The 16,773-nt window shown below is 65.9% G+C and carries 18 protein-coding genes and 1 pseudogene; 10 read left to right on the top strand and 9 right to left on the bottom strand.

Annotated elements, in window-relative coordinates:
* Window positions 1-43 precede the first annotated feature (43 nt).
* Window positions 44-1,339, bottom strand: coding sequence for a DNA repair protein NreA (gene nreA, locus P1K32_RS03805; RefSeq protein WP_276251387.1), 1,296 nt, complete (start codon window positions 1,337-1,339; stop codon window positions 44-46).
* 97 nt (window positions 1,340-1,436) lie between these two features.
* Between nreA and P1K32_RS03800 the strand changes: the two genes are divergently transcribed.
* From P1K32_RS03800 to P1K32_RS03790, 3 genes are all read left to right on the top strand, one after another.
* Entirely contained in the window at window positions 1,437-1,823 is a 387-nt protein-coding gene (locus P1K32_RS03800) for a hypothetical protein (protein WP_276251386.1), read from the top strand.
* Between the two features lie 136 nt (window positions 1,824-1,959).
* The gene (gene rnhA / locus P1K32_RS03795; protein ID WP_276251385.1) at window positions 1,960-2,556 is read left to right on the top strand and encodes a ribonuclease HI; all 597 of its coding nucleotides are present in this window, start codon (window positions 1,960-1,962) and stop codon (window positions 2,554-2,556) included.
* Window positions 2,549-3,094, top strand: coding sequence for a DUF7108 family protein (locus tag P1K32_RS03790; protein ID WP_276251384.1), 546 nt, complete (start codon window positions 2,549-2,551; stop codon window positions 3,092-3,094). The genes rnhA and P1K32_RS03790 overlap by 8 nt, the downstream gene beginning before the upstream one ends.
* Window positions 3,095-3,101: 7 nt before the next feature.
* Here P1K32_RS03790 and P1K32_RS03785 read toward each other — a convergent pair whose 3' ends face one another.
* A complete protein-coding gene (locus tag P1K32_RS03785; RefSeq protein WP_276251383.1) occupies window positions 3,102-3,461 on the bottom strand; it encodes a PadR family transcriptional regulator in 360 nt (119 codons plus the stop codon).
* A 289-nt stretch (window positions 3,462-3,750) separates the two neighbouring features.
* Here P1K32_RS03785 and P1K32_RS03780 point away from each other — a divergent pair, with 289 nt between their 5' ends.
* Both P1K32_RS03780 and P1K32_RS03775 read left to right on the top strand, forming a co-directional pair.
* Entirely contained in the window at window positions 3,751-4,284 is a 534-nt protein-coding gene (locus tag P1K32_RS03780) for an inorganic diphosphatase (RefSeq protein ID WP_276251382.1), read from the top strand.
* A 370-nt stretch (window positions 4,285-4,654) separates the two neighbouring features.
* Entirely contained in the window at window positions 4,655-5,998 is a 1,344-nt protein-coding gene (locus P1K32_RS03775; protein WP_276251381.1) for an alkaline phosphatase family protein, read from the top strand.
* Between the two features lie 197 nt (window positions 5,999-6,195).
* Here P1K32_RS03775 and P1K32_RS03770 read toward each other — a convergent pair whose 3' ends face one another.
* Window positions 6,196-7,269 (bottom strand): tubulin/FtsZ family protein, encoded by a 1,074-nt coding sequence (locus P1K32_RS03770; protein ID WP_276251380.1) that lies wholly within the window; start codon window positions 7,267-7,269, stop codon window positions 6,196-6,198.
* A gap of 104 nt (window positions 7,270-7,373) precedes the next feature.
* On the bottom strand, window positions 7,374-7,643 hold the full coding sequence (locus P1K32_RS03765; protein WP_276251379.1) for a MarR family transcriptional regulator: 270 nt from the start codon (window positions 7,641-7,643) through the stop codon (window positions 7,374-7,376).
* A gap of 129 nt (window positions 7,644-7,772) precedes the next feature.
* Between P1K32_RS03765 and P1K32_RS03760 the strand changes: the two genes are divergently transcribed.
* On the top strand, window positions 7,773-8,285 hold the full coding sequence (locus tag P1K32_RS03760) for a type II toxin-antitoxin system RatA family toxin (protein WP_276251378.1): 513 nt from the start codon (window positions 7,773-7,775) through the stop codon (window positions 8,283-8,285).
* On the opposite strand, the gene P1K32_RS03755 is transcribed toward P1K32_RS03760, so the two are convergent.
* The gene (locus P1K32_RS03755; RefSeq protein ID WP_276251377.1) at window positions 8,286-9,044 is read right to left on the bottom strand and encodes a halocyanin domain-containing protein; all 759 of its coding nucleotides are present in this window, start codon (window positions 9,042-9,044) and stop codon (window positions 8,286-8,288) included. It abuts the gene before it with no gap.
* A 151-nt stretch (window positions 9,045-9,195) separates the two neighbouring features.
* Here P1K32_RS03755 and P1K32_RS03750 point away from each other — a divergent pair, with 151 nt between their 5' ends.
* The 3 genes from P1K32_RS03750 to P1K32_RS03740 all read left to right on the top strand — a co-directional run bounded on the left by P1K32_RS03750 (window position 9,196) and on the right by P1K32_RS03740 (window position 11,044).
* On the top strand, window positions 9,196-9,987 hold the full coding sequence (locus tag P1K32_RS03750; protein WP_276252160.1) for an aldo/keto reductase: 792 nt from the start codon (window positions 9,196-9,198) through the stop codon (window positions 9,985-9,987).
* A gap of 90 nt (window positions 9,988-10,077) precedes the next feature.
* Window positions 10,078-10,818 carry a hypothetical protein gene (locus P1K32_RS03745; protein ID WP_276251376.1) on the top strand — a complete coding sequence of 247 codons (741 nt, stop codon included), beginning with the start codon at window positions 10,078-10,080 and terminating at the stop codon, window positions 10,816-10,818.
* Window positions 10,819-10,858: 40 nt separating this feature from the next.
* Window positions 10,859-11,044: a DUF7333 family protein gene (locus P1K32_RS03740; RefSeq protein WP_276251375.1), complete on the top strand. Its 186-nt coding sequence runs from the start codon at window positions 10,859-10,861 to the stop codon at window positions 11,042-11,044.
* A gap of 76 nt (window positions 11,045-11,120) precedes the next feature.
* On the opposite strand, the gene P1K32_RS03735 is transcribed toward P1K32_RS03740, so the two are convergent.
* Together P1K32_RS03735 and dnaJ are read right to left on the bottom strand one after the other, a co-directional pair.
* On the bottom strand, window positions 11,121-11,873 hold the full coding sequence (locus P1K32_RS03735; RefSeq protein WP_276251374.1) for a hypothetical protein: 753 nt from the start codon (window positions 11,871-11,873) through the stop codon (window positions 11,121-11,123).
* A gap of 40 nt (window positions 11,874-11,913) precedes the next feature.
* Window positions 11,914-13,058: pseudogene (dnaJ, locus tag P1K32_RS03730) on the bottom strand (molecular chaperone DnaJ).
* A 156-nt stretch (window positions 13,059-13,214) separates the two neighbouring features.
* On the opposite strand from dnaJ, the gene P1K32_RS03725 reads away from it, so the two are divergent.
* Complete coding sequence (locus P1K32_RS03725; protein WP_276251373.1) at window positions 13,215-13,718, top strand: type IV pilin N-terminal domain-containing protein; 504 nt, start codon at window positions 13,215-13,217, stop codon at window positions 13,716-13,718.
* A gap of 238 nt (window positions 13,719-13,956) precedes the next feature.
* On the opposite strand, the gene dnaK is transcribed toward P1K32_RS03725, so the two are convergent.
* Entirely contained in the window at window positions 13,957-15,873 is a 1,917-nt protein-coding gene (dnaK, locus tag P1K32_RS03720) for a molecular chaperone DnaK (protein WP_276251372.1), read from the bottom strand.
* Window positions 15,874-16,038: 165 nt separating this feature from the next.
* Window positions 16,039-16,713: a nucleotide exchange factor GrpE gene (locus tag P1K32_RS03715; protein ID WP_276251371.1), complete on the bottom strand. Its 675-nt coding sequence runs from the start codon at window positions 16,711-16,713 to the stop codon at window positions 16,039-16,041.
* Between the last annotated feature and the right edge of the window lie 60 nt (window positions 16,714-16,773).

The following is a 16,773-nucleotide window of genomic DNA, read 5'->3' as shown; positions in this document are numbered from 1 at the left end:
TCCGCGAGGGCGGCGGGGTTCAGACCCGACGACTCAAACCCGGTCAGAAGTCCGAGAGCTGTGACTGCAGGCCCGCCACGAGCTCGGACTTGCGCCGAAGCGCACCCATCGGCACCGGTAACTGGTCCGCCACGGCGTTCAGCGTCTCGCCGAACGTCTGCCCGACTCCGGGCTCACCGTCGAAGGCGTTGCGCACGCCTTCCCGTACCTGCCAGACGCCCACGGGCGCCCAGTAGTCGTCGGTTATCTCACGGAGGACGAGACACTTCGCCTGCCGACCCCGTTCCTGGAGATGTTCCAGCGCACCCAGGCGGGCGGCGTAGTACGCCCCGGCGGTCTCTTCGACGTAGCTGGTCCGGCCCTCGTATCCCTCGTGGGCGCTTGACATGTAGTAGCCCGTCTCCGGCCGGGGGTTCCAGACACTCCCCGGCGATTTCATCTCGACGAGTTCGAACTCCCAGCGGCCCGGTGACAGGAGCACCCAGTAGCGGTTGCCCATGTACTCGTTGTACCAGAGTTCGGGCTTGTCGATGGTATCGCTGTTCCTGAGCGTGCCACGGAGGTACTGGCCGACGGTGTCGTCGACCGCCGTAATCGACCACCGCGTCGGCACGAGCGACCGCTCGCTGGCCTGGCCCAGCGCCCCCGCCGAGAGGATGGTGTTGATGTCGTAGACGTCAAAGCCCCGGCGATAGAGATAGGTCATCGCGCCCTGGGCCTGCCAGTCGTCGTCGGAGAGGGTCTTCTCGACAGCTTTCGGGACGTGGGGGTTCTCCGTGAGGTCGGCGCCCGTCGCCGTCGCGCGGGGGCCGGTCGGCGTCCCGACATCGTCGAAGGAGAGGTCGAGGTCCGGTTTGCCGTCCAGCCCGACCTCCACCTCGACCGGGTGGTCGGCGATGGCGACCTCGCGCTGGACGCCGACGAATCCCTCCCAGACGTCGTAGGCGTTGCCAGTCTGACGGCTGCGACGGCCACCTGTCTGGACCGAATCGACGGCGGTCTGGCGCGTCGAGTTGAGCATCCCCGTTCGGCGCTGGAGCACGTCCTCGATACCGAGTCCCTCGCTGTACCAGTCGCTGCTCGTGGCGTACCCCTCGGCGGCGGCGTCGCGGTCGACTGGCGAGAGCAGCCCCGTCGAGACGTTCGGGTACCCCGACCGACCGACGAAGATCTCGGGTGCCGTCGAGCCAAAGAGGGCGTCGCCTTGTAGGGCCTCGTCGAACTGTCGCTCGACGTCCTCGAGGTGGTCCGTGATGGCGTAGGATTTTGCCTCGGCGAGGCGGCGCTTCTCGGCGGCCTCGTCGCGCTCGAACCCCTCGATGTACTCGTCGAGTCGCATCTATCCCGCGTTGGCCCCTGTCCGACAAGAAGGTGTCCCTGCCGACCGTGGGTAACTATTAGGTACTTCCACTGAGTAACAACAGGTGATATTAATCATGGTGAACCTCACGAAGTGGTCGGGGCTCGTCGCGACCATCGCGAGCCTCGTCGTCATCGTCCTGCCCGCGTTCTTCCGAGTGACCCACTCACAGGCGCTGACGAGCCTGCTGGCGGGTGAGGTCGCCGCCATCGCGCTCGCCCACTCGGCCTACCGGGCCTCCTCGGGGAAGCAGGCGGCGCCGCTATCGATTGTCGCAGCCGTCGTGTCCGGGCTGATACTGCTGGTGTCGCCGCTGGTGCTCTCGCCCTTTGACCCGTTCCTGACGATAATGCTCGGCACGAGTCTGCTCGTGGTGGTCGGCGGCGTGCTGGCCGGCATTGACCGCATCCGCGGCGGCGCGGCGGGCCGACAGACCGGTGCCGAGCGCCTCGCCGGGAACTGATACGGTTTGTTGTAGATTATTTCCGGATTGCACCGACGGTGCATACCGGTAAATCACTACAATAATCCGTATGAGCGGTTCCTGACGAGACGGCGGGACCACAACCCCTATTGGCACTCCCCGGTCTCTCCCGGTAATGCCCGTTATCCAGTCGGACCCCGACGCGGCCCGCGAGCGACTCGCCGCGGCCGGCGTCACCGTCGCGGACGGCAACACCGACCACGAGCGCTGGCGCGCCGAGTACGGCGGCGCCACCGCGGTCGCCTACGACGACAAGGTGGTGGTCCAGGGGGGCGACACCGCACGTCTGGAAGCGCTCTTGCGAGACGACGACGGCGGCCGCGTCCACGTCTACTTCGACGGGGCCTGCCGCGGCAATCCCGGCCCCTCGTCGGTCGGGTTCGTGCTGGTCGACGACGGCGGTATCGTCACCGAGGGCGGCGAGACCATCGGGCGGGCGACGAACAATCAGGCCGAGTACGCCGCCCTCGTGAAAGCGCTCGAAGTGGCCCACGACTACGGCTTCGACGAGGTCCATATCCGTGGCGACTCCGAACTCATCGTCAAGCAGGTCCGCGGCGAGTGGGACACCAACGACCCCGAGCTCCGCGAGCAGCGCGTCCGGGTCCGGGAACTGCTCATGCAGTTCGACGACTGGCAGCTCGAACACGTTCCGCGAGAGATAAACGACCGCGCGGACCAACTGGCAAACGACGCATTAGACGATGCCTGACCTCCCAGCCGACATCCAGGACGAGGTGGAACGACTCACGCGACTGGCCCGCCAGGCCGTCGACGAGGGCGCGGCAGCCGCCTACCGCGACCAGCGCGCGGCTCTGCTCGCCGAACACGAGTACGAGGCACGCATCCGCGAGGAGGACACCGGCGAGGTGCTGGTCTGTTACCCGTCCGAATGGGTGGCCGACGGCGTCATCCAGCCGGATATGGTCGAGGACACGGACCGCGGCGTCGAGATTCGCCTCTCGGGACCGGGCGACCCGGACGAGTGGGACGAGGTCGAGGAGCGGAACCGCGCGGTCGTCGAGGCGGTCCGGGACGACCACGGCGAGGTCCACGGTGCGACGGCGCGGGCGCTCGCGGATTTCATGGGGAACCACTACGCAAAGCCCATCGCCGAGGCCACGCCCGCGGAGCTGGCCGAGTTCCGCGAGGAGTACTTCCCGCGCAACGCCTGGCCGACCGACCGGCAGCGCGAGCTGCTGGATGACTCTATCGAGCTGGCGGTCAAAAAAGCCGATTCGTCTTCGTAGGGACTGCTTACGCCTGTCCGTCGACGAGGTCGTGGAGCTCGTCGGCGCGGTCGCCGCCGGTGACGAACTTCGAGAACTCCCAGCCGAGCTGGTCCAGCACCGCTTCTTTTCCGTCCTCCGTCAGGGAGTACTGGTTCGTTCGCTTGTCGAGTTCGCTCTTCTCGACCAGCCCCATCTCGACGAGGTCGTCGAGGTTGGGGTAGAGCCGGCCGTGGTTTACCTCGTCGTTGTAGTAGGACTCGAGTTCTCGCTTGATAGCAAGCCCATACCGGGGCTCTTCCGCGAGGATGACGAGGATGTTCTGCTGGAACGCGGTCAGGTCTTTTGCGACACCAGGACTGCTCGCTACGGATTGTGCCTCTGACATGGTAAGCCAAATGTCATCAAGCTATTTAACACTTGTTAACTACTGCGTATGTTCCGGTAGTATCAGCCGATGGTGGCCGATATATAGGAACTTAATAATTGTCACGAACACGGTCAATCGGCTCCTCGGCCGCCCTCCAGCAGGAGACTCCCGGTCGGTAGTAGGAGACACCTAATGCAACGTGACTGTCTATCGTCGTGTCCGTGACCAGCCGACAAGTAGTTTATGCCCACCGGGTGACGGTTCCATTACGAAAATCCTTTTTAATACCCCGACGCACACGCGGACGATGACGAATCTCTGGGAAGACCTCGAAACCGGACCGAACCCGCCGGAAGAGATCTACGCCGTCGTGGAGTGTCTCAAAGGTGAGCGAAACAAGTACGAGTACGACAAGGACATCCCCGGCGTCGTGCTGGACCGGGTGCTGCACTCGAACGTTCACTACCCCTCCGACTACGGCTTCATCCCGCAGTCGTACTACGACGACGGGGACCCCTTCGACGTGCTCGTCCTCGTGGAGGACCAGACGTTCCCCGGCTGTGTCGTCGAGGCCCGCCCGGTCGCCCTGATGAAGATGGACGACGACGGCGAGCAGGACGACAAGGTCATCGCCGTCCCCACCGAGGACCCTCGCTACGACCACATCGAGGACCTCGAGGACATCCCCCAGCAGACCCGGGACGAAATTGACGAGTTCTTCTCGACCTACAAGAACTTAGAGGAGGGCAAGGAAGTCGAGACGCTGGGCTGGGAGGACAAGCAGGCCGCGATGGACGCCATCGAGCACGCACAGGACCTCTACGACGAACACTTCAACTGAACCCGCTGTCTCGATACCGGGCTCTCACCCGGAGTCAACTGTCACGGCCGACAGTTCCCGCGCCGCACTGCTATTTCCACCGGTAATACAGGAACGCGTTGCCGATTATGTATGAGCATGGGTAATCTTTTCAGCGACCGGGCCCATGGTATACGTACGCATGGCGACCGACCAATCAGCGCCCTCGACGGACGACTTCGACGTCGGACCCGACAGAGAACAGCCACAGCCGCCGGGTATCGCACACCTCACAGTCGTCCCGGAGAACGCTGACCGCTAGGGTCTGCCGCCCGGACTCGACAGTTTTGCCGCTTTCCGTGACGCGACGACGAAAAGAAGCTTCTTGTCCCCGACCTGTCTAACGGCTCTCATGGGACTATTCGACCGTCTGAAAGGTGACGACGCGCCGCGAGTCGCCTTCTTCGGCATCGACGGGGTGCCGTACAGCCTCATCGACGAGCATCCGGACGTGTTTCCGAACCTCACCGAGCTCAAGGAGTCGGGCGCTGCCGGCCCCATCGACAGCATCGTTCCCCCCGAGTCGAGCGCCTGTTGGCCGGCGCTGACGACAGGCGTCAACCCCGGCGAGACCGGTGTCTACGGCTTCCAGGACCGCGAGGTCGGGTCGTACGACACGTACGTCCCCATGGGTCGGGACGTCCAGGCCACCCGCCTGTGGGACCGCATCACCGACGAAGGTCGCGATGCCACCGTGCTGAACGTCCCCGTCACCTTCCCGCCACAGCGCAACGTCCAGCGGATGGTCTCGGGTTTCCTCTCGCCCGGCGTCGACAAGGCCGCCTACCCCGACGACCTGCGTGACCACCTCCAGGACAGCAACTACCGCATCGACGTCAACGCGAAACTGGGCCACGACGACGACAAGACGGAGTTCGTCGAGGACGCCCACAAGACCCTGGAGAAGCGCTACGAGGCCTTCTCTCACTACGTCGAGCAGGACGACTGGGACCTCTTTTTCGGCGTCTTCATGACCACCGACCGGGTCAACCACTTCCTGTTCAAGGACTACGAACAGGACGGCGAGTACCAGCAGGAGTTCTTCGACTTCTATCGCAAGGTCGACGAGTACCTGGGCAAGCTGCGCGACCAGCTCGACGACGACGTGACGATGGTCGTCGCCTCCGACCACGGCTTTACCACCCTCGAGTACGAGGTCCACTTCAACGAGTGGCTCGCCGAGGAAGGGTGGCTCGACTTTGCCGACGACGACCACTCCGAACTCGGCGATATCAGCGAGGACACGAAGGCGTACTCGCTCATCCCCGGCCGGTTCTACATCAACCTCGAGGGCCGCGAGCCAAACGGCGGCGTCAGCGAGGACGACTACGAGGACGTCCGCGCGGACCTCAAGGAGAAACTCGAGGCCCTCGAAGGCCCCAACGGCAACGCAGTCGCCGACCGCGTCGTCACACGAGAGGACGCCTTCCGAGGCGACCACTCCGATATCGCCCCCGACCTCGTCGTCGTCCCGAACCACGGCTTCGACCTCAAGGCCGGCTTCAAGGGTAGCGACGACGTTTTCGGCGTCGGCCCGCGCAACGGGATGCACTCTTTCGACAACGCCACGCTGTTCGTCGACGACGACGACGCCCGCATCCAGGACGCCGACCTCTACGACATCGCCCCCACTATCCTGGACCTGATGGACCACGACTACGACCGGACCGAGTTCGACGGCTCGAGTCTGGTATAGTACCTTTTTACGTCACCGGGTATCCTCGCGGCGCTGCGTGCCGCTGCGGGTACCCGGTTCGCAAAAATCTACGCTAAAAAGGCCGAACTCGCGCAGTCGGCGCGAGTTCGGTGAAACCGCTCGCCGCGGGCGAGCGGTATGCTCCGCGGGACTGCCTGCCCTTCCCCGGGTCGCCGAACGGAGGCGGCTCCCGGCCCTCACATCAGTGAGTCGAGGTCGTCGCTGGAGTACTCGTCGGGGTCGGTGTCGTTGCCCTGGGACTTGGCAGCGAGTTTCGCTTTCTCGATGAACTTGTCGACGCGGTCGGAGCGCTCGACGCCCGAGAGGACGACTAGCGCCGCGATTTTGTCCGAGCCGAGCGGGAAGTCCCCGCCCCGGACTTCCATGCTGCCGGTCTCGTCTTCGACCCAGCGGCGGGCGCGCTCGACGCCCTTCCGGGAGAGGCGTTCGGGGTCGCCCGCGATGACAAGCAGCGCGGATTCGGCGTCGGTGGCGTTGGGGAGGCTCATACTGGTAAGCATGGCGTTGCGGGTGACGCTGGTGATGGTGTTGACGTTCTCCTCGGCGTTCTCACTGGCGTCGGCGGCGGCGTAGCCGACGGCGGAGATGCCGCCGCTACGGAGGGTGTTGATTATCTCGGAGGAGTCGACGACGCTCTCGCCGACGCCTTCGACGGCCTCGCCGGCGGCGAGCAACAAACCGATGCGCTGGGCGATGGCGTCGTTGATACGTTCGTACCCCTGGGCGACGCTGTCGCCGGCGCCGCGCCAGGCGTCGTTGTCGACGAGGATGACGGAGTCGGACTCCCGGATGGCGGTCTTCAGCGAGCGGCCGGCGTTGGCCTGGTAGAGCCCGCCTTCGTCGTCCCCGGGGAGGATGCCGAGGGTGTAGACGGGCATCTCGTAGATGCGTTTGAGTTCGCGGACGAGCATCGGCGCGCCGCCCGAGCCGGTGCCACCGCCCAGCCCGGCGACCACCACCACGGCCTCGGCCTCGGTGGTGATGCGCCCGTCCATGTTGTCCAGCACCTCCGTCGCGTTCTCCTGCATTATCTGGGCGCCGAGTTCGTTGTCGCCGCCGACGCCGTGGCCTTTGACGCGGTCCTGGCCGATGAGGGTGGTATCGAGTTCGAGGTTCTGGAGGTCGGCTCTGGCGGAGTTGACCGCGAGGGCGCCACGGACGGCGTTGAAGCCCATGTTGTAGTCGAACTCCGCGAGGGCCTGTGTGACCTTCCCCCCGGCTTGGCCGACACCTATCAGGACGACTTTCATACGGACCCTCTATGTCGGGGAACTAATCAACGTTGTCCCCGCCCCCGACACCGTGGCGCTGTCGGCGACGCCGTGTGCCGTTTCGCGCCCGAGACGCGGTGGGCTCACTCGATGGTGAGCGTGTAGATGCGCTTGCGGGCGTCCGAGAAGGAAAAGCGGGAGCCGACGACGTCGACGTCCTCTAGCCGTGTCAGGGCGTACCGGACGGTTCGGGGCGGCAGCAGCGTCTCCTCGGCGAGCTGACTCTGGGTCAGGCTGTCGTTGTACTCCAGTACTTTCGCGACCAGCTTCGCGCTGGGGGGCAGGTCCGCGACGGCCTCCCACCCCACCTGTTCCTCTTCAGTCTCCGTCTGCCTGACGTCGGATGTACTCATATACAACACCGTATCGCATACAGGGTAATAATATTTCTTGTTCTATCTCATGCACTGTGGGAATCTTCCGGCAATATCTCGGCAGCCGGGGGCCGAAAGCTTACAGTGGGAACCAACCCCTTGATTCGTGTGGACGAAATCGAGGCCCGTACGGTCGTCTACGCGTCGCCCGAGGAGCTGTACGACTTTCTCGTCGATTTCCCGGGCTACGCGCGCTACTCGGAGTATCTCGACCGGGTGCGACAGGAGGGCGACGGCACGGTCGGCACGAGATACGCACTCAGATTCTCGTGGTGGAAGCTCTCCTACACGGCTCGCTCGGAGGTGACCGGTGTGGACCCGCCCGAGCGTATCGACTGGCGCATCGTCAAGGACATCGACGCCGAGGGCTACTGGGAGATAGCACCGACCGAGCCACCCGACGGCGTTGACGTCGCCACGGAGGTCGTCCTCCACATCGAGTACGACGCCAGTTCGGCCTCTGCGAGTGCCGTGGACCTGCCGAAACTCGTCTCTATGGGGTGGGTCATCGAGAAAGTCAAACCGCTCGTCCGAAAGGAAGCGACCAGAATCGTCAGACGAGTCGTCGACGATATCGAGGGCGAGCCCCGAGAGGCCGAGGTCGAGATTCGAACCGGTTGATTACTCCTCGGGCATCTCGTAGTCGCCGCCGTAGCGCATGAAGACGTAGGCCATCCCCAGCGTCGCGACCATCACGACGGAGGTGGCGACGCCGAGCATCTTCGCGCTGCCGGGCACGCCCAGCGGGCCGCTCTCGCTGCCGTCCCCGCCGCCGCCGCTGTCCTTGGTCGGGTAGTCGCTCCCGACGACGACCGACCCCTTCATGCCGAGACTCTCGTGGGGGGAACAGACGTAGTTGTAGATACCGTCTTCCTCGAAGGTGTGTTCGTAGTTCACGCCAGAGCTGCTTGTGGCCTCTCCCGAGTCCAGGGTGTCCCCGCCGTCCTGGACGACGTTGTGGCCGCCGCCCTCGCCGGTCCACTCCCACTCGACCGTCGCGCCGTTGTCCACGTGGACCGCCGCCGGGCCGAACCCGTAAGCCCCGCCGTTTGCGTCCACGCCGACTTCGACTGTCACCGTGTCGTTCCCTCGTTCGTCGACGACGCTGCCGTCGAAGTTCTCGACCTCGTCGAGGAAGCCGCCGAAGTCCGGCGGGCCGGCTTCACCGCCTCCGCCGCCGTCGCCGCTTTCGGTGCCTGCTTCGGTACCGGCTTCGGTGCCGTTGGCGGTCGCGGTCCCGGCCGGCGTGCCGGTCGCTGTCCCGTTTTCAGTCGCGTTCTCCTGGGCGGCGGCGGTGCCGGTGGCGGCCGCGGCGGCTGTCGCCCCCGTTGCGGTCCGCATAAAGGCCCGACGAGACACGTCCGTACTACCGTCTGTCATGGCTCGTCGTTAGGACCCGCCTGTCCTGAATATGTCGGTTTCCAGTCGGTCCTACCGACCGGTTCCCGGCCCCTTTTCAGCCGCGAACACGACTGTTCCAGTGATGTCACAACAGACACCGACAGCCGATAGTGTCCCGCGCGCCAACGGTATGCCGATGCTCGGGCTCGGCACCTGGCAGAACGACGACCCCCAGGAGTGTACCGACAGCGTCGAAACCGCTCTGGAGATGGGCTATCGCCACGTCGACACCGCACAGGCCTACGGGAACGAGGACGCCGTGGGCGACGGGCTGGCCGCCGCCGACGTGTCCCGCGAGGATATCTTCCTCGCGACGAAGGTCTGGAACGCGAACCTCGCGGCCGAGGACGTCCACGCGACGACCGAAGCGAGCCTCGACGACCTCGGGGTCGACGCCGTCGACCTGCTGTACGTCCACTGGCCGGCCGGCGCCTACGACGCCGAGGCGACGCTTGGCGCCTTCGACGAACTCTACGACCAGGGGAAGATACACAACGTCGGCGTCTCGAACTTCGAGCCACACCACGTCGAGGAGGCCATGGAGATTCTGGACGCCCCGCTCTTTGCCAACCAGGTCGAGATACATCCGTTCCTCCAGCAGGAAGAACTCCGGGACCACGCCGCCGAACACGACTACGAACTCGTCGCCTACTCGCCGCTGGCCCGCGGCGACGTCTTCGATAGCGACGTGCTGACCGACATCGCAGACAGCCACGACGCAAGCGCCGCCCAGGTCAGCCTCGCGTGGCTCAAGGAGAAGGGCGTCACCGCCATCCCGAAAGCGACCGGGCGCGACCACATCGCGGACAACTGGCGGAGTCTGGACCTCGAACTGACTGACGATGATATCGAGCGTATCGACGGCATCGACCGCGAGGACCGCAAGGTCGACCCGGACTTCGGTCCCGACGCCTGGGACTGAGACGGTCACCTCACCCCACCGCTATCGGTGCCATAGTATTCTCCGCCGCGGCCTGAAAGCTTTACCACGGGGAGGGGTAAACTGGGATGTATGTCAGTCGGGAACGACGGGGTGATCGCCGGCCTCCGAATCGACCTCCGGCGGTTACACGAGACCTGGATGGAGCTGGTCTACCCTCGCCAGCGGGGCGCGGGCGACACAGTGTTGGGGACGTGGCAGCCGGACACCCAGCTCGGCATGATACTGTACCGGGCCTGGTCGGCGCTTGGGGTCCCGGTCATCGCCTTCGTCTACCCGCTGGTCCTGCTGGGCGCGTTCGTCCGGTTCCAGACCCGCCGCATCGGGCGCACCGCGGCCAGTCTGGGCCTGCTCGGCGTCGTCGTGCTCTCGCTTGTCGTCTGGGGCGCGCTCGCTGCGCTGGCCCGGTTCCAGCTCGACCTCATCGCCGGTGGCTTCCTGGCTATCGCGCTCGCCGGCGGGGTGGCGACCGTCTCGGCCGCGCTGGCCGTCGGGACGAAGTCGGCCGGCGGCCGGGCAACGACGGTCCTGCTCGCCTATCCGTTCGCCATGACCGCCATCTTCCTCCCGCCGGTCGTGGCGGCGCTGTTCTCGAAGACGCTCGCCGCCGTCGTCCTCCCCAACAGCACCGCGCTGGCCCGGTGGTTACTGGCCAACGCCCTCGCGCCAATCGGCCTCGCCGAGACGTTCTCCCGGACGTTCGAACTGGAAGGCGTGGGCTACGTCATCATGTGGCTCGCGCTCTCCTTCCCTGTCGGTTGGGTGCTGGGGACGCTGGTGACGCTCGCCGACCTCGTCAGGCCCACCGAGTAAAGTAACGGCTTTGGGTCTACGCTCCTAACTCGCGGCTGCTATGGAACTAGACGCGCTGAAGACGGCTGTCGCCTTCCTCGTCCTGTTCGGTGTCCTCGCTGTCGGGACGCTGATGAGCCCGATGCAGATGAGCACCGTGATGATGGTCCTCGGTGGACTGCTCGTGTTCGGCGTCGTGACGCTGCTGCTGGGCGTCAAACACGGCGAGTACCGCGCCTCACACTGATAGGGGTTATCGTAGTGACGGGCCGGTGTACGACGACCGCTGGTCGGCGCTACCCGGCCACGCGCTACGATGTTCCCTATATGGCATCGCCCGGTCGCACAACCGTTTTTTCCGGAACGTCCACGTCCTCACCAGCCACCGCCAGGTCACTCGCATCGTCGTCCCCGAAGCGGACCGTCGCGCCTGCCCGCAGCGGCGCGAGCAGCCCCGCGACGACGGCGCCAGCGGCGGTGACCGGCGCCCGGAACGCCACGGTCGTCGCCGCGTCGATATCGTACTCGGAGACGACGTGCTCGCTCGCCGCCAGGAGGTCGCCGTGGCTGTAGGTCCCCTCGGCATCTCGCAGCGCCGCGTCGTCGGGGGCGCGCTCGCCCGGCGGCTGCAAGGGGTTCTCGCTCCACAGCTCTCGCTCGAACCCCGCGACGGTCGGGTCCTCGCTCGGGCCGCCGTAGGCCAGCGCTTTCGTCCCCGGTGCCAGCTCGTAGCGGTCGAGCCACGCCGCCGGTGCGACGAGTGCCGTCGCGTCGATTTCCGGCCCGGGCGCGATGTCCGCCACTGCGCCGTCGAGCGTCGCGGAAAGTATCGCGAGCAGGCCGTCGGGACAGTCCCGGAGATACCCCGGCTCGTCGCCCTCTGTCGGGTTCTTCGGCCCGACGACGACGGCGACCTGCATTCCTTCCCGGACCCCGTAGTGGCGCATGAGGTTCCCGCCCTTCCAGACGTTCGTACAGAAGTCCCGGTAGCTGTACGGCGCCGACCGCTCCGGCGTCGTAAACAGCACATCGTCGCGCTCGCGACCGGCCGCGACCAGGTCACTCAGCGTTTGCATAGCAATCCGTTCGCAGTGCCCGGACAAAAGAGAGCCGAAACTAGAGGGAGTTTTTGAGCTTCTCGAAGAACCCTTCCTCGACGTCGACCTCCTCGCCGCCGGCCTCGGCGAAGGCTTCCAGGGCCTCCTTCTGCTCGCTGTTCAGGCTCTCGGGCGTGACGACCTGGACCTGGACGTAGAGGTCGCCGCTGCCGCGCCGGCGCAGTCGGGGCATCCCCTTGCCCTCCAGCCTGAACACTTCGCCGCTCTGGGTGCCGCTTGGCACGTCCACCTCGACGTCGCCGTCCAGCGTCGGGACAGTGATACTGTCGCCGAAGACCGCCTGCGGGAACGAGATGGCGTGGTTATACGAGAGGTCGTCGCCGTCGCGCTCGAAGTCGGGGTGGTCCCGCACGGACACCTGGATGAGGAGGTCGCCGTTGGGGCCGCCGTTCTCGCCGGGAGCGCCCTCCCGTTCCATCCGGAGGCTCTGGCCGTCCTCGATACCGGCGGGAATCTCCACTTCCAGCGTGGCCTCGTTGCGGACGGTCCCCTCGCCGCGACAGGTGGAACAGGTCTCGTCGTAGAGGGTCCCCTCGCCCTCACAGCGCCGGCAGGTCGCGGTCTGCTGGACCCGGCCCATCGGCGTCTGCTGGACCCGCGTGGTCTGACCCTGGCCGTTACACTCCGGACAGGTCTCGCTGTCGGCGTCGGGCGGGTGGCCCTTCCCGTCGCAGTCCTCGCAGGTCTCCGGTCGAGTGACCGTTATCTGCTTTTGAGCACCTGTGTAGGCCTCTTCCAGGTCGATGGTGAGGCGGGTCTGGAGGTCCTGGCCCTGCCGGCGCCGGGAGCCACCGCGGCCGCCGCGACCGCCGCCGCCGAAGAACTGGTCGAAGATATCCTGCATGTCGAAGCCGCCGGCGCCACCGACGCCACCGGCGCGCCCATGCCGCCACCGCCGCCGGCGCCGCCGCGCTTCTCGGCCTGCTCGAAGCGGTCGTGACCCATCTGGTCGTACATCTGCCGTTTCTCCTCGTCGGTGAGGACCTCCTTTGCTTTCTTGGCCTTCTTGAACTTCTCCTCGGCGTTCGGGTCGTCGCTGACGTCGGGGTGGTACTCCCGTGCTTTCTGCCGGTAGGCCTCCTGTATCTCATCTTCGGAGGCGTCCCGGGAGACCCCCAGTATCTCGTAGAAATCCTGGCTCATTCGTTGTGTGAGTGGTACTGGATTGAGATACTTGAAAAGAACGGGTCTCCTACGGGCCGCGACACGTCCACCCCTGCCGCCGCTGTCGCCCGCCTGCGCCCGCTCCACGGCCCGCGACCGGGGCGCTTATTTTTCCCCCGGGAGACAGTCCGCCCAATGAGTGTGAGGTCGGACGCCCGCGCCGCCGCAACCGTCGAGCGCATCGCCGTCTGGGGAGTCGCGGTGCTGGCCGTCGCCGCACTGGCAGGACTGGTCGTCGGGCCGGGCGCCGACCTCCGGACCGCGGCCCCGTCGGCCGACTTCGAGGGGAGCTACGACAACGCCACTGGGGCGGTCACGGTGACCCACGCCGGCGGCGACGACCTGACCGGCGAGTCCGTCGCCCTAGTCGTCACCGACGCCGACAACGACACCACGACGCGGCTGCTGTGGGCCAACGAATCGACCCTCCCGGTCACCGAGGGCGACAGCGTCACCGTCGACGACCCACGCGTCGACTCCAACGGCGACGGAAACTACCTCGACGCCGACCGCTCGGTCGGTTTCTATCTTGAACCGGGCGACACCGTCGACGTCGTCTGGACCGGGCGGCTGACCGGCGCGCCGGAGACGCGGACCGAGACGCTGGAGACGATTACTATCGGGGACGAGACTGGCTGAGCGCTCGATAAAACGTAACCCGCCGTCGTCCGTGTCGCGGTCGGCAAATCCCCGCGCCGGTCCGGCGCTCTGCCGGGACGTTTCACTCCGCTCGTCAACCGGTCCGACAAGAAAGAGTCGTCTATCTCGTCGTCGTCTTTCTCGCCCACTTCAGAAAGCTCCCTCCGGTCGCTTTCTGAGACGCCGTCGGACCGCTACGCGGCCCGACGAGCCGACGAGAGCGACTCGACTCCTCGCGTTACTCGTCGTCTTCGTCGCTCTCGTCGACGTCTTCGAAGTCCGCATCCACGTACTCCTCGCCCTGACCGGCCGCGCCGCCAGCACCGGCTGCGCCACCGGGACCGGCACCGCCGGGTCCGGCAGCCCCGCCAGCCGCGCCGGCGCCCGCTGCGCCGCCGGCGGCCTGCTGGGCCTGGCCTTCGTACATCTGCTTGCCGATCTCCTGCAGCGCCTCGCTGAGTTCCTCGGTCACCGACTCGTAGTCCTCGCGGCCGGCGTCCTCGTCCTCGAGGGTCTCCTCGACGTCTTCGATTTTGGCCTCGATATCGTCGATGATGTCCGCGTCGAGGTCCTCCTCGTTCTCCTCGATGAGGGTCTCGGCGCGGCGCACGGCGGCCTCGGCCTCGTTGCGGGCCTCAATCTCCTTGCGCCGTTCCTCGTCCTCTTCGGCGTGTTCCTCGGCCTCCTCCTGCATCTCCTCTATCTGCTCGTCGGAGAGGCCGGCGCCGCCCTCGATGGTGATGTCTTCCTTGTTGCCCGAGCCCTTGTCTTCGGCCTCGACGTTGACGATGCCGTTCTCGTCGATGTTGAACGAGACTTCGATCTGGGGCGTGCCCGCGGGCGCCGGCGGGATGCCCTGCAGCGCGAAGGCGCCCAGGAGCTCGTTCTCCTCGGCGATTTCACGCTCGCCCTGGAAGACGCGAATCTGGACCTGCGTCTGGTTGGCCTGGGCGGTCGTGAAGATCTTCGATTCCTCCGTGGGAATCGTGGTGTTCTTCTCGATGAGCCGCTCGAAGAGGCCGCCCTTGACCTCGACACCGAGCGACAGCGGCGTCACGTCGAGCAGGACGATGTCGTCGACGTCGCCCGAGAGGACGCCGCCCTGGATAGCCGCACCCAGCGCGACGGCCTCGTCGGGGTTGACGTTCTTCTTGGGCGCCTGGCCGGTCATCTCCTCGACCTTGTCCTGGACCTGGGGCATCCGCGTCGACCCGCCGACGAGGATGACCTCGTCGATGTCGCCCTTGTCGTAGCCGGCGTCGGAAAGTGCCTGCTCCGTCGGACCGACGGTGCGCTCGATGAGGTCCTCGGTCAGGCTCTCGAACTTCGCGCGCGTGATTTTCTGTTCGAGGTCCAGCGGCCCGTCGTCAGTGGTCGCGATGAAGGGGAGGTTGATGCGGGTCTCCTTGCGCGAGGAGAGTTCGACCTTGGCTTCCTCGGCGGCCTCGGTCAGCCGCTGGAGGGCCTGGCGGTCATCGCGCAGGTCGACGCCGTGCTCGTCCTCGAACTCGTCGGCCAGGTAGTCGATGATAGCGTGGTCCCAGTCGTCGCCACCGAGGTCGTTGTCCCCGTTGGTCGCGACGACCTCGTAGACACCGCCGCCCAGGTCGAGGATGGAGACGTCGAAGGTCCCCCCGCCCAGGTCGTAGACGAGGACTGTCTGGTCGGACTCGTCGTCGAGCCCGTAGGCCATCGCGGCCGCGGTCGGCTCGTTGACGATGCGCTCGACCTCGAAGCCGGCGATCTCGCCGGCGTCCTTGGTCGCCTGGCGCTGTCGGTCGTTGAAATAGGCCGGGACGGTGATGACGGCCTTCTCGATATCGTCGCCGAGATACTCCTCTGCGTCGTGTTTGATCTTCTGGAGTATCATCGCCGAGACCTGCTCGGGCGTGTACTCCTCGCCGTCGAGCGTCACCGAGTAGTCGTCCTCGCCCATGTGACGCTTGATGGACTGAATCGTCTGCTCGGGGTTCTTTACCGCCTGATTCTTCGCCGGTTTGCCGACGAGACGCTCCCCGTCGTCGAACGCGACGACGGAGGGTGTCGTCCGCTCGCCTTCCGCGTTGACGATGATTTCGGGGTCGCCACCTTCCATGACCGCGAACGCGCTGTTCGTGGTCCCGAGGTCGATACCCAGAATTTTGTTGCTCGCCATCTTACCATGTCGTACCGGACTCGGCCGGTTAAAAGTTGCTAGATGCGATAGTGCCCAACAGCGAGCAGTGGCCGCCTGCTGTCGGTTTTCCCCTTTCTACGGTTCGCTAACCGGTGGCGTTATTATGCACCGCAATCCGACCGGTTCAGTGGCGCTTTCCGCCCGCTATTCTTCTTTCGAGACCGTGACCTGTGCCTCGCGCAGCACCTTCTCGGCCATCTCGTAGCCCGGCCGGTGGACGTCCGCGATGGCGCCCGGTTCCTCCTCGCTCTCGACGTTCGCCAGCACCTGGTGGACCGACGGGTCGACGTCCTCACCGGGGTCGGGGTCGATGACGTCGACGTTCTCGGCCTCGAGCACGTCGTCGAGCTGGCGCAGCGTCGACTCGACGCCCCCGCGGATATCGGTGTCCTCGTCCTGCTCCAGCGCCCGTTCGAGGTTGTCCCGCACGTCCAGAATCCGGCTCACGAGGTCCTCCGTGGCCCGCTGTTTTTCCTCCTCGCGGCGCTTTTTCATCCGCTTCTTGTAGTTCTGGAACTCGGCCTGCTTGCGCTTTAGCTTGTCCTCCAGCTCTTCGGCCTCGGTTTCGAGCTCGTCGACCTCGGACGCCAGCGTCTCGGTCTGGCTCCGCAGCCCCGCGAGCTCGCGGGCTATCTCCTCGGGGTCGGATTCGGCTACCCGCTCGACGAGGTCCTCGTCGGCTTCGCCAGTGACGTCCCCGAGGTCGATGTCGTCGGTGTCGACGTCGTCGGGCGCACCCTCGATGTCGACCTCGCCGTCGACGTCGGCATCCCCGTCGTCGGATGTCGTCGCCTCTTCGGCTGCGTCCTGCTCACTCATACCCGGAGGGAGTCGTCACACGAATAAAAGGATTCAGAAAACGGGCTAGGAGATGTACTT

The organism is Haloarcula rara (assembly GCF_029338235.1).
Lineage (GTDB): Archaea > Halobacteriota > Halobacteria > Halobacteriales > Haloarculaceae > Haloarcula > Haloarcula rara.
This window is presented reverse-complemented; position numbering and strand designations above follow the sequence as displayed.

Bases quoted from the DNA above. Each gene is read 5' to 3' on its own strand.
- P1K32_RS03765 (WP_276251379.1), bottom strand. From the start codon at position 7,643: ATGAGTACATCCGACGTCAGGCAGACGGAGACTGAAGAGGAACAGGTG.
- P1K32_RS03755 (WP_276251377.1), bottom strand. From the start codon at position 9,044: ATGACAGACGGTAGTACGGACGTGTCTCGTCGGGCCTTTATGCGGACC.
- rnhA (WP_276251385.1), top strand. From the start codon at position 1,960: ATGCCCGTTATCCAGTCGGACCCCGACGCGGCCCGCGAGCGACTCGCC.
- P1K32_RS03740 (WP_276251375.1), top strand. From the start codon at position 10,859: ATGGAACTAGACGCGCTGAAGACGGCTGTCGCCTTCCTCGTCCTGTTC.
- P1K32_RS03800 (WP_276251386.1), top strand. From the start codon at position 1,437: ATGGTGAACCTCACGAAGTGGTCGGGGCTCGTCGCGACCATCGCGAGC.
- P1K32_RS03745 (WP_276251376.1), top strand. From the start codon at position 10,078: ATGTCAGTCGGGAACGACGGGGTGATCGCCGGCCTCCGAATCGACCTC.
- nreA (WP_276251387.1), bottom strand. From the start codon at position 1,339: ATGCGACTCGACGAGTACATCGAGGGGTTCGAGCGCGACGAGGCCGCC.
- dnaK (WP_276251372.1), bottom strand. From the start codon at position 15,873: ATGGCGAGCAACAAAATTCTGGGTATCGACCTCGGGACCACGAACAGC.
- P1K32_RS03715 (WP_276251371.1), bottom strand. From the start codon at position 16,713: ATGAGTGAGCAGGACGCAGCCGAAGAGGCGACGACATCCGACGACGGG.
- P1K32_RS03750 (WP_276252160.1), top strand. From the start codon at position 9,196: ATGCCGATGCTCGGGCTCGGCACCTGGCAGAACGACGACCCCCAGGAG.
- P1K32_RS03725 (WP_276251373.1), top strand. From the start codon at position 13,215: ATGAGTGTGAGGTCGGACGCCCGCGCCGCCGCAACCGTCGAGCGCATC.
- P1K32_RS03790 (WP_276251384.1), top strand. From the start codon at position 2,549: ATGCCTGACCTCCCAGCCGACATCCAGGACGAGGTGGAACGACTCACG.
- P1K32_RS03770 (WP_276251380.1), bottom strand. From the start codon at position 7,269: ATGAAAGTCGTCCTGATAGGTGTCGGCCAAGCCGGGGGGAAGGTCACA.
- P1K32_RS03780 (WP_276251382.1), top strand. From the start codon at position 3,751: ATGACGAATCTCTGGGAAGACCTCGAAACCGGACCGAACCCGCCGGAA.
- P1K32_RS03735 (WP_276251374.1), bottom strand. From the start codon at position 11,873: ATGCAAACGCTGAGTGACCTGGTCGCGGCCGGTCGCGAGCGCGACGAT.
- P1K32_RS03785 (WP_276251383.1), bottom strand. From the start codon at position 3,461: ATGTCAGAGGCACAATCCGTAGCGAGCAGTCCTGGTGTCGCAAAAGAC.
- P1K32_RS03775 (WP_276251381.1), top strand. From the start codon at position 4,655: ATGGGACTATTCGACCGTCTGAAAGGTGACGACGCGCCGCGAGTCGCC.